This window comes from Zobellia sp. OII3 (assembly GCF_002211465.1).
Taxonomy (GTDB): Bacteria; Bacteroidota; Bacteroidia; order Flavobacteriales; family Flavobacteriaceae; genus Zobellia; species Zobellia galactanivorans.
Window position 1 is genome coordinate 117,884 of sequence record NZ_MWRZ01000005.1, and the last position, 12,332, is coordinate 130,215.

The 12,332-nt window shown below is 43.1% G+C and carries 7 protein-coding genes; 6 read left to right on the forward strand and 1 reads right to left on the reverse strand.

Annotated elements, in window-relative coordinates:
* Positions 1–656: 656 nt before the first annotated feature.
* The gene (locus tag B4Q04_RS14730) at positions 657–1,433 is read right to left on the reverse strand and encodes an AraC family transcriptional regulator (protein ID WP_158499705.1); all 777 of its coding nucleotides are present in this window, start codon (positions 1,431–1,433) and stop codon (positions 657–659) included.
* Positions 1,434–1,567: 134 nt separating this feature from the next.
* Here B4Q04_RS14730 and B4Q04_RS22730 point away from each other — a divergent pair, with 134 nt between their 5' ends.
* From B4Q04_RS22730 to B4Q04_RS14755, 6 genes are all read left to right on the forward strand, one after another.
* Positions 1,568–1,708: a hypothetical protein gene (locus B4Q04_RS22730; RefSeq protein WP_158499704.1), complete on the forward strand. Its 141-nt coding sequence runs from the start codon at positions 1,568–1,570 to the stop codon at positions 1,706–1,708.
* 34 nt (positions 1,709–1,742) lie between these two features.
* Positions 1,743–5,069 carry a DUF5107 domain-containing protein gene (locus tag B4Q04_RS14735; protein ID WP_088697260.1) on the forward strand — a complete coding sequence of 1,109 codons (3,327 nt, stop codon included), beginning with the start codon at positions 1,743–1,745 and terminating at the stop codon, positions 5,067–5,069.
* Between the two features lie 5 nt (positions 5,070–5,074).
* Entirely contained in the window at positions 5,075–5,653 is a 579-nt protein-coding gene (locus tag B4Q04_RS14740) for an RNA polymerase sigma-70 factor (RefSeq protein ID WP_088697261.1), read from the forward strand.
* Between the two features lie 327 nt (positions 5,654–5,980).
* Positions 5,981–7,021 carry a FecR family protein gene (locus B4Q04_RS14745; protein WP_088697262.1) on the forward strand — a complete coding sequence of 347 codons (1,041 nt, stop codon included), beginning with the start codon at positions 5,981–5,983 and terminating at the stop codon, positions 7,019–7,021.
* Between the two features lie 143 nt (positions 7,022–7,164).
* Positions 7,165–10,707, forward strand: a complete 3,543-nt coding sequence (locus B4Q04_RS14750; RefSeq protein WP_088697263.1) for a TonB-dependent receptor — start codon at positions 7,165–7,167, stop codon at positions 10,705–10,707.
* Positions 10,708–10,719: 12 nt separating this feature from the next.
* A complete protein-coding gene (locus B4Q04_RS14755) occupies positions 10,720–12,315 on the forward strand; it encodes a RagB/SusD family nutrient uptake outer membrane protein (RefSeq protein WP_088697264.1) in 1,596 nt (531 codons plus the stop codon).
* The last annotated feature ends 17 nt before the right edge of the window (positions 12,316–12,332 follow it).

Genomic DNA, 12,332 nt, shown 5'->3' on the forward strand with positions numbered 1-12,332 from the left:
GGCGTCCCTTTAGCTCCTGAAATACGTGTTATGTGCAAATTGATTTCGGTTTAGAGGGATTACGGTTTGAAGGGCAATTTTGATAGGCAGGTATATTGGACTTGGTTTCGCCGTGTTTTAAACAGGCTGTATTATGCTAGCTAATGTATTGAGGGTGTTTTTTTGTAGAATGGACCAATGCGGGAAAAAGAAGCAAATATTTTCTGTATTCAGGCTTATTGGTAATGACGGAGGGCATTACGGTAATTGCTAATGGGAATTTTATTTCCCATTGACTCTTGATAGGATGGAGGTGGCATTGGAAGGCAACGATGTATAAGGCGGATATCATAACATTGGATTCAAGCCGAAACAACAAGCTATAAGCATGGAATACGGAAGTCGGGTAAACTTTGATTTATGGAGGTTATGTTTTTATATCGACAGTAGGATATAAAAACAAAAAGGAGCGCAATTCAACGTACGCTCCTTTTTTAAAACTAACAAAAACTAACTCAAACGTGGTAAGGCTTAGCGAATGAGATGCGCTATTAGGCCTTCCATTATGTTATATCCTATTCTTTCGTGATTCCCCTATCCGTATTTTTTTTTGTTCGAAAAAGGGTGGTGGCGAATATCTATACTTTATTAAATCCGTGTATCACTTGTGTGAGGCGTTAGGCTATGTTATCTCGATATGCCGATGGTGATTTCCCCATTACTCGCTTAAAGACCCTGGTAAAATAGTAGGGGTCGTCATAACCGATGTCAATCGCTATTTCATTTATGCGGAGCGTGCTGAAATCTAAAAGGTGGCAGGCGCGCTGCATTTTTAGGAAGGTAAAATGTTCGATAGGGGTGTGGGAGGTCTTCTTTTTAAAGAGAAGGCAGAAGTGCGAAACGGAAAGGCCCGAAGAGGAGGCGATTTCATGTATACTAAGTTTTTTCTGTATGTTTTCCTTCATAAGGGCAATGGCTATGGAGACAGGGTCGTTGTTCAACGAAGTCTTGGTCTGTGTAAAAAGGGAATGGTATTTAAACGAACCCAGAAGGTTGATAAGCAGCACACTGCTGTATTCTAGATTGTTCAATGAATTTCCCGCTTCAAGGGTATAATATATTTCCTCAAAAAGATAGGCTCTTTCCCTTAACCTGCTGTTCGGCGTCTTTATCAAAGTCCTTGGATAGACAAAGGGGTTGATGAAGTGATCCGTGTTTTCCCCGTTAAAATGTATCCAGTAGATGGTCCATGGGTCGGTATAATCCGCACCATACTTGTGGGGCGCGTTTTTAGGTATAATGGAAAACTGGTTTTCGGAAAGATTATGCCGCTTCCCTTCGATTTCTATCCACCCTTTTCCCTTGGCGCAAAAAATAAGAATATATTCCGGACAGCCCTCGGGTCTCTCGCGATAGTGATATTGAGCCTTTGGGAAATAACCGACGTCTGTCACATATAAGCCCCTTGTAAATTGGTTTTTTCTTAAAATTTTGAGGGGTTTTTTATGTAATACTAACATCTTCTGCCCCGTGAAAGCATCCTTTTTTTTCATAAGACTAATATAGTAATAAGAAAATAATCCATTAAATGAATAACATAATCTATTTTTTGATGCCTCGTCAGCGAATACATTTGTTCTATATCGAAGTGGCAGTATCCTTTGGTGGTATGATCATGGCCGATATCGGTATTCCAATAAATTCCTTGTCGTATAAACAATCAGCCTAATTGACATTTGAAAAGGGCTAAATGAAATGAAGTAATGAGCGTAAAAGTCTGGAGCGAAAAAATAATGATTCCTACCTATGAAATCGGAGCTGCCGAAAAGAACCCCATTTTTCTTGAAAAAAGGGTGTATCAAGGCAGTAGCGGAAAAGTATACCCCTATCCGGTGGTCGAGAAAATAAGCGACGAAAAGGTCGAAAAGGAATGGCTGGCCTGTTTTCTCGAAAACGATTTTTTAAAAATTATGATTTTACCCGAATTGGGCGGACGTGTACAAATGGCCTACGATAAAGTAAAAAAACGCCATTTTGTATATTATAACGAAGTGATAAAACCGGCATTGGTCGGACTTACGGGGCCGTGGATTTCAGGAGGTATCGAATTTAACTGGCCACAACATCATCGCCCCTCTACCTACCTTCCCGTTGATTATAGCATTACCGAAAATGATGATCAGAGCAAAACGGTTTGGTGCAGTGAAATGGAGCGTATGTCAGGAACCAAGGGCATGGCCGGCTTTACCTTGCATCCCGATAAGGCCTATTTGGAAATAAAGGTAAGCCTCTATAACCGCACCGATAGGCCCCAAACATTTTTGTGGTGGGCCAATCCGGCAGTAGCGGTCAATGATGACTATCAGTCTGTCTTTCCTCCCGATGTTACCGCCGTATTCGATCACGGTAAACGCGATGTTTCCGAATTTCCGATTGCCAAAGGGGTCTATTATAAGTTTGATTATTCCCCGGGTACCGATATTTCGCGTTATGCGAATATTCCCGTACCTACATCGTACATGGCCATGAAGTCGGATTACAATTTTGTCGGGGGCTACGAAAACGATTCTAAGGGAGGCCTGCTACATGTGGCCAATCACCATATTTCCCCTGGAAAAAAACAGTGGACCTGGGGTAATGGGGACTTTGGCAAGGCATGGGACCGAAACCTTACCGATGCCAATGGCCCTTATATTGAGTTGATGTGCGGCGTCTATACCGATAACCAACCCGATTTTACATGGCTCAAGCCTTACGAGGAAAAATCGTTTTCACAGTACTTTATGCCCTACCAAGATCTGGGCGTGGTAAAGAATGCATCAAAAGATGCGATGTTGAACCTCGAATTCGAAGGGGATAGGGCCCTTGTAAAGGCATATGCCACTGCGGTCTATAATCAGGCTACCGTACGACTTAAGTGTAAACAAGAGGTGCTCTTAGAGGAAAAATATGACTTTAGGCCGGGCCGATCGTATGCCTCGGAGCTTAGTATCGATCCCGATTTGCCCCAACACGATTTTGAACTTTCGATCCTATTGGAGAACGGAAGCGTTCTGTTGGATTGGAGACCGGAAAAAGAACCTGAGAATACCATTCCCGAGCCGGCACAGGCGGCTAGGGAACCTAAGGATATAGAAACGAACGAGGAGCTGTTTTTGAACGGACTTCATTTGGAACAATATCGCCATGCCACTTATGACCCCCTGCCGTACTACCGAGAGGCATTGGAGCGCGACCCAGGTGATATCCGTTGTAATAACGCCATGGGCCTATGGTTGATGGGGAAAGGAAAGTTTGGAAAGGCGGCACCATACTTTTTAAAGGCCTACAATAGGCAGATAGACCGCAACCCGAATCCTTTGGATGGGGAGCCTCTTTTTAATCTAGGGCTTTCGCTGTCTTACCAAGGCAAGTATGCCGAAGCCTATGATGCTTTTTATAAGTCCGTTTGGGATGTTTCCTTTATGGATCCTGGGTATTTTCAGCTGTCACTTCTCGATTGTATGAAGCAAGATTGGGTTGCGGCTTTAGATACCGTAAACCGGTCACTGCTACGCAATTGGCATAATCATAAAGCACGCCACTTAAAGGTGGCCGTACTCCGAAAGCAAGGGGAAACCGAACGGGCCCTATTGCTTATCGAAGAGTCTTTATCCATAGACCTTTTCAATTTCGGATTGTATTTTGAAAAGTACCTTATGGGGAACCAAGGGGCTAAAGAAGAACTGATCGAGCTCATGCGCAACGATATTCATAATTATATTGAAATTTCGTTGGATTATGCCCGGGCCGGTTTGTTCGATGAGGCCATAGCCCTGATAGGGTTGGGAGTTTCCCACTGTGGCCCTGACTATCCGATGGCGCTGTACTTTAAAGCTTGGTTTTTGACCCGGTCGGGGAAAGATACCGCTGCCCTTGAAACCATAAAAGCTGCCGAGAAGGCGCTTCCCGATTATTGCTTCCCGCACCGTTTGGAAGCGGTTCTGGCCCTTGAATCGGCCATACGTGTCTATCCTGAATGTGCTAAGGCGCCTTACTACTTAGGTAATTTTTGGTACAACGCCCTCCAGTACAACGATGCTATTTCGTGTTGGGAAAACTCGGTCAAGAACGACCCTTCTTTTCCAACGGCACATAGAAACCTGGCCTTGGCTTATTACAATAAAAGGGGCGACTTCAACAAGGCCCTTGACTCTATGGAGGTCGCTTTTGAATTAGATCCCAACGATGCCCGAATTTTTATGGAGCGTGATCAACTCTATAAACGGCTGAACAAATCGGTAGCATTTCGGTTTGAAAATTTTGAGAAATATCCGCAATTGGTATTGCTTCGGGATGACCTGTATATCGAAAAAGCCTATCTCTTGATTATAGAAAGGAAATATAGGCAGGCCTACGAATGGATTATGGAAAGGAAGTTTCATCCATGGGAAGGTGGTGAAGGCAAAGTGACCAAGGCCTATACATCGAGCCTGATAGGTATGGCGCGCGAGGCCTTTGTAAAAAAGGATTTTAAGGCCGCCATGGAAAATTTGGAAAAGGCGAGAACCTATCCCCATAACCTTGGTGAAGGCAAACTGCCGGGTGCCCATGAGAACGAAATCGACTACTGGTACGGCTGTGCCCTTGAGGGGCTTGGCCATATTGAAAAAGCAAATTTGTATTGGAGGAAAGCCGCTTCGGGTGCCAGCGAGCCAATGGCGGTATGGTTCTATAACGATCAGCCGCCTGAAACTATTTTTTATCAGGGCCTTGCCTTGATAAAACTGAAAAAGCCAAAAGAAGCTCTAAAGCGATTTGGAAAACTGATTTCTTACGGGGAGGCCCACCTTGCCGATGAGGTTAAAATCGACTATTTCGCGGTTTCCCTTCCCGATTTGATGATTTGGGATGAAAACCTTGACCTAAGGAATAAAATGCACTGCCAATATTTAATGGCCCTAGGCTATAAGGGTATTGAAGGAGGAAGAAAGTTGGCGGAAGAACTCTTTGAAAAAGTCATGGCCCATACAAATGTCACTTTAGACATGGCCGCCATTATGGAAATCGATTATCCAATACAAACGAATTCAGCACACCACCAAAAATAGAAAGTATGAGCACTTTAAAAATAGTGGAAGAATGTGATCAAGTTTCAGTAATCAACCTCAAACTCGGATGTGATGTGGCCTATAGGGAACTGTTCGACCGATATAATAAAAGGCTGTATTATTTTGCCTTGGGGTATTTAAAATCGCCCGTAGAGGCCGAGGGGGTGGTGCAAGATGTCTTTGCTAAAATTTGGGAAAAGAAGGAAAACCTCAAACCTGACAATTCCTTTAAGGCCTATATCTTTACAATTGCCTATAATTTAATCAAGAAAAACTTCATAAGACGGGGGCGTGTACGCGATTATTTGGCATCGGAAGGTGTGCAGCGAGGCTTTGACCTGTCTACCACGGATCAATTGGATTACAATTTTACCATGGAAAGGTTGAAAAACCTGGTGGCCAAAATGCCAAAGAGAAGACAGGAGACGTTTATCAAAAGCCGTTTTGAAGGCCTTCCCGTAAAAGATATTGCCGTAGAGATGGGAATAAGTCCTAAAACCGTTGAAAACCAGATTACTTTGGCCTTAAAATACCTTCGCGTGCATTTGAACGGTATTGAAGAACCAGGGGTTCTAGAAATGTAGTAGGCCCGAAACGAAAGTTTGCGCTCAAAAGACTTCATAAGCCGTTAAATAGGGTATGTCCGTGATTTATTGATTGTGATAGTCCGAACGGGGCAGCGTAATGCCCTCTTATTTCACAATATTACGGTACTCGTACTTTGATCGAATATCGCCTGTCAATCTACAATCTAGACCTAAAGGATCATGTCATTGGAGCGCCCGCTAAACGGAATACTTCCATTTTCTTTAACAAAATTTAACGAAAACTTGTTATGGCATAGGGGAATAAGGACAATATCGGATATTACTTAATAGTAGTGCCTTTTTATTATTTCTAAAGCTTTTCCGATGAAGATGAAATTAGATGAAAAAAGAATTCTTGACTACTTCTCAGGAGAAGATACCCCTAAGGATAGAAAGTACATAGAGTCTCTTTTTGCGGATGCTGAACGGGAAGAAGAATTAAAAGAGTTATTGGCAAGACATTGGGAAGCCTTTTCCCAAGATGATAATTTCCCCGATAAAAGTCTAGGACATTTGTTTCAAAGACCAATCGGCAAGCCGGGTTGTCTAGGAGGTAAAAATATATCCGACGTCTTTCGAAAAATATGGATGGCCTATGCACGTGTTGCCGCGATGTTGCTATTGCCATTGGGACTACTGTACCTAGTATGTATAAATGGGCAAAAAGAAAACGTCCTCGATCAAGTTTCTTCTATTCGTATAAATGCTCCCTTGGGGTCAAAACTTCAATTTACTTTACCCGATGGAAGCACAGGCTGGTTGAATAGTGGTTCGACCCTGACTTACCCACCACAATTTGGAGATACCCGTGATGTCTATTTGGTTGGGGAGGCATGGTTCGATGTGAAGAAGAATAAACACAGGCCCTTTAATGTGGTGACCCCTGATGTAGATATTTCCGTTTTGGGCACAAAGTTCAACGTAGTGGCCTATAAGGGAGAAAAAACCGATGTCGTCTTAGAGTCGGGAAAGGTTCTGTTAAAACCTAAAGGAGACCAACAGCAATTATCAATGGAGCCCAGTGAGAGGGTCGTTATCGATTCGAAGACGAACCGAGTAAGTCGTTCGAACATCGTAGGTGACAACAAATTTTCGAGTTGGAAAGATGGCAAATTGGTCTTTCGGAACGATTCAATGGAAGAGGTGGCAAAGCGGTTGAGCCGATGGTACAATATTGATGTTACCATAGAAAACCATACAGGTAAAGATTTGAGATTGCGGGCGGTATTTGTAGATGAGGATATTGAGGAGGTATTACGGCTCTTAAAAATGAGTTTCCCTATAGACTATCATATAGAAGATCGAAAAAAGGACGAAGGACACTTTCAGTTTTCAAAGCGAAAGGTCAAAATCACGGTTCGATAATAAAAGAAAAACCAACCAAACCAAAACCAATGCCTATGGTGTAACCTAAATAACAAAAAAAACAGGAAAGTGGTTGCAACACATTCCTGTTAGGGCGATTAGAAGTCACAACCGAATTATAACTACTAAACTATTACAAAATTATGGAAAAAAAACCGAAACGAGGGGGAGCGGAAATGTTTACCCTGCGTAAAATTTTAAGAATCATGAGAATTACCTTTTTCTTGGTTATAGTGGCGATAAGCAGTGTTTTTGCGAACGATTCGTATGCGCAGCACAAAAAGCTATCACTAAAGATGACCGATGTGAGACTTGGTGAAGTTCTCGATAAAATAGAAAAGGAAAGTCAGTTTTACTTTTTGGCCAACCAAGAATCTATTGATCTTGAACGTCTAGTGGACATAGACGTAAGAAACCAGCCTATCAGCTCTATACTTGACTTGGTCTTGGAGCATACGAATATCCGGTATACGGTGATTGAAAAACAGATTGTTCTGACCAACTCCGAAATTCAAAGGATAGTTGACCCCCATATGTCGGCATTGGCGCAAAACGGCATTGCCGCTGTACGCCCTGTGAATACCATGGATATAGGCAAGAGTGCATTTTACCAGATAATCAGGGGAACGGTCATCGATGAAGGCGGACAACCATTGCCCGGGGTAAACGTTTTGGCAAAAGGTACGACTACGGGTACACAAACCGACTTTGACGGAAACTATTCGATAAATGTGCCCGAGGGAGCAACGACCTTAGTTTTTTCATTTATCGGCCTAAAGTCACAAGAAATCGCAATTAACGGGAAAACGGTGGTTAATGTTACCATGATCGAAGATGCTACTGCTTTGGATGAAGTGGTGCTTGTGGGGTATGGAGCGGTAAAGAGAAGTGACTTGACCGGATCTGTTGCTTCGATCAGCAGCAAAGACATTAGTGAGATCCCGACCAATACGGTCAGCAACCTTTTGCAAGGTAGGGCCGCAGGTGTTCAGGTTACTACTGGGGATGGCTCACCAGGTGGTGGGATCAACATTAGAATACGAGGTACCAGTACGATTACGGGATCTACGGAACCCCTTTATATTGTAGATGGCTTCCCGGTGAACAGTGATAATGATGACCTCTATGTTTCAGGAGGTCTGAACGAAGGTGGCGGAGCCGGAAACGATACGAACAAGGTTCGTCCCAATGCACTATCCTTTATCAACCCTAACGACATTGCCAATATCGAAATATTGAAGGATGCCGCAGCTACCGCTATTTACGGAAGTAGAGGTGCCAACGGGGTAGTTTTGATTACGACTAAGAGAGGGAATATCGGAAAGACAAAACTGAACTTGAACTATTCTACTGGGGTTCAGACCATAATCCGTAAAATAGAAACATTAGATGGCCCGGAATATGTAAGAAGATATACCGAACGTGAGATCAATGGGGGCGTTGCTCCTCAAAATGTAAGGTTCAATGGTTCCGATAAATACCACCCAGTGGCCGAAGATGCCAAAACCTTCAACTATCAAGACCTTATTTATCGTCCTGCCATTACCCAAGACATTGCACTGGCTTTTACGGGAGGTAATGAAAAAACAAAATATTTGCTATCTGGGAAATATGTGGATCAACAGGGGATCATGGTAGAGTCAGGTTATAGGGATGCCCAGATTAGGGTGAACCTTGACCAAAAATTGGGCGACTTTATAGACGTAAAAACGAATCTATTATTGAGTAGGTCGATCAATAAAAGAGTGCCAGCTGGTGCAGGTTTCAATTACAATACGGTAACCTATGCTTTGGGGCAGGCGCCTATTCATGACCCGGAATGGTTCGATGAATCGACCGGACTTTGGTATACGGATTCGAAGGTGAGTCAACAGTACACCAATCCATTGAAGATTTTACAGGATATAGACGACCAAATATTCACCAATAGACTTTTAGGTAACGTACAGGCCGATTTTAGAATAACAAAATCATTGACCTTTACAGGTAGTGCCGGTATAGATTATTCCGATGCCACAAGAAAATTCTACCAGAAAAGAACCTTGACCTATTTTGATTCACCTGTGCCAAATGGACAGGCAAGAATCAATGGGGTAGAGGCCGTTCGTACCAATACCAATGGTTATTTTACTTGGACCAATAGTTTTGGCGACCATAATCTAAATGTGGTAGGTGGGGTTGAATTGATATCCCAAACGATATCCAACCTCAATGTAAGTATTGAAGATTTTGCGACCGATGAATTGGGTACCGAAAACCTAGGTGGAGGTAATATTGAGACCGCAGGTTTGAGTAATGGAAAACGCAAGTGGCAAACCGTTGGCTTTTTCGGAAGGATGAACTATGATTTTAAAAGTAAGTACTACGCCAGCGTTAACGTAAGACAAGATGGCTCGTCTGTATTTGGGGCATCGAATAAATGGGGATTCTTTCCTTCCTTGGCCTTGGCATGGCGCCCAACCGAAGAAGATTTTCTTAAAGATCAAGACTTCGTTTCCAACTTGAAACTAAGGGCGAGTATCGGTCAAACCGGTAACGGTTCGCTTGATCCCTATAGTGCCATTGGCCTATGGACCATTGGTGGAACCTATAGCTATGACGACCAGATCGTAAATAGGGTTAACCTGTCAAGAATATCGAATCCTGATTTGAAATGGGAGACGACTACCCAATACAATGTTGGTCTAGATGCACGCTTCTTGAACGGAAAACTTGGTTTTACCTTTGATTACTACTTAAAGGATACCGAAGATTTGATCCTGCCTGTAGTTATACCTAAAAGTACCGGCTTCGATTCTTCCATTCAGAACTTGGGTGAATTGCGCAATACAGGATTGGAATTCGGTATAGACGCCGCCCTTGCCTCAACCGAAGACTTTTCATGGAACATTAATGCAAACGTATCCCATATAGAATCTAAAGCTACCAATGTAGGAGAGGGAACGAACATCGACCCCAACACACAGGAGCCTTATATTGAAGTAGCCAAATGGAACAGAAGGGGAGGGCCACGTTTATACGAAGGACAGCCTGCCGGACAGATTTACGGATATGTAATTGAAGGGGTTTTCAGAGACCAGTCACAAGCCGATAACTGGCCTGTAGATATGGATCCTCAAAGAAACTTGCATCAAGAAGGTTTCTATATCTACAAGGATATTAATGGAGATGGTATAATTACCGATGCTGATCAAGAATCTTTGGGAACGGGACAACCTGATTATATTTTCGGGCTTACCAACCGTTTCAAATACAAGGCTTTCGACCTATCCTTATTTTTACAGGGAACCACTGGTTCAGATATTGTGATGTTTTACTCGGGTGATGCGGACAAGGCTATCAATTCCGATTTTTGGACTCCTGATAATAGGGATGCCTTGGTGGCCGTAAATAGTAGCAGCAACAATAGTAGAAAAGGGCTGACGTTCGACAACAGACAGATACAGGACGGTAGCTACCTTCGTCTAAAGAACATTCGTTTGGGATATACTTTTCCTGATGATATCGGTCTGTTAGGTGGACTGAACATTTATCTCAATGCATCCAACTTACTTACGCTTACGACTTACGACGGTTACAATCCCGATGTGAATTCAGGTGGAGGAGAAGCCTTTAGTGAAGGTTTTGACGCTGGGGTTTATCCGCTTTCTAGGACATATACGTTGGGCTTGAATTTTAACTTTTAAAAGGACGAAAAGATGAAAAAGATATATATAAACACCATTTTAATTTTAAGTCTTCTTTTTGCTTCGACCTCTTGTGAGGACTATCTGGAAGAAGAGGTATACAATTCTTTTGGCGATACGGATTTTCCTACGGAAGCCACAATAGAGACCATGGTCAATTCGGCCCACCATTTTATGGGTATGTTGGTGGTTTTTAACCATCGTATGTTTTGGGCAACGGAATTTCCAACCCCTGTTTTTCAGTATAGTTTCAGGGCAATACACCCAAGGAACAACCTTTCTACATGGAGTTGGAACAACGAGTTCGGTGATCCGGCATACTTCGATATTATGGAACGTCTTTGGGATGTAGTGAGAATGTCTAACGATATCATCGAAAAAGCTCCCCAAATTCAAATGGAAGACGCTGGACGACAAGCGGAAATTGTAGCTGAAGCTAAGTTTCTTAGAGGTATGGCCTATTTCTACGCTGTACGCCTATGGGGAGGAATGCCAATTGTAGACAAGCCACAGACCCTAACGGACGATCTGTTTCCGGCTAGGGCCAGTATTGAAGAAACCTATGCCTTCTTGATCCAAGATTTTAAGGATGCCGCGGCGGTATTACCTACAAGAAGTGAATATACCAATAGAGGTTTCAATGAGGGACATATAACCAAAGGAACGGCCCAAGGGATGTTGGCAAAGGCCTATATTACCATGGGCGGAGCACCCTTGAACGACAAATCTAACCTAGAGGAAGCTAAAATCTTATTGGAGAAGGTTATGGGTTCTGGACAGTACAGTTTGGTGCAATCGGATACCCCTTATGAGGATTTATGGGACTGGCAGAACGAGAACAATTCTGAAATGATGTATTCGATCCAGAAAGAAGGCCTTGTTCAAAATTTCAGGGGAATGTTCGGGTATATGACCCCAAATGATGCTACGGAAGGTATTTGGACGAGTGGGCAAGATTACTCCAGAGGTTCAGCCTTAGACGGGGTAACCCCTGAATTCGCTAAATGGTATGCGTCTCATGATTCAGGTCCGAGATATAAATGGACCATTGTAACGGAGTATTTGCTTTTAAACGATAAGCCACCTTTTAAGGCAGGTGATATTTTGAATATGGAAGATGGCCCCCAGGCCCAAGCCTATCAAGGAAAATGGAGGGCTGTTGGTGCTGAATTGGACAACAACTTTTTCTGCCCTAACAACTTTCCTGTGTTGCGCTATGCCGATATTTTATTGTTGCATTCCGAGGTAACCAATGAATTGGGTGCAGCCGATTATACCGGCCTTAATGCCATCCGGGAAAGAGCAGGTTTACCTACTTTGTCAGGGTTGTCCCAAGATGATTTCAGGGATGCCGTTTTTATCGAACGTGACTTGGAACTGACCTATGAGCAGAACATGCTCTTCGATATGAGGAGAAGAGGATTGGATTATACCAAGTCGAAATTAGAAGGCTTTTTTAATCCGAACCAGAACGAGTCGGCACCTGGTGCCGGAGATGGTTATCCGCAAGATTTCCAATTTTCCATAGAACCACATCGAATGCTGTTTCCTTATCCACCAAGAGAGTTGCTCTCAAACCCTAACTTAGAGCAGAATCCTGGTTATTAATACTTTTTATCTTAAGG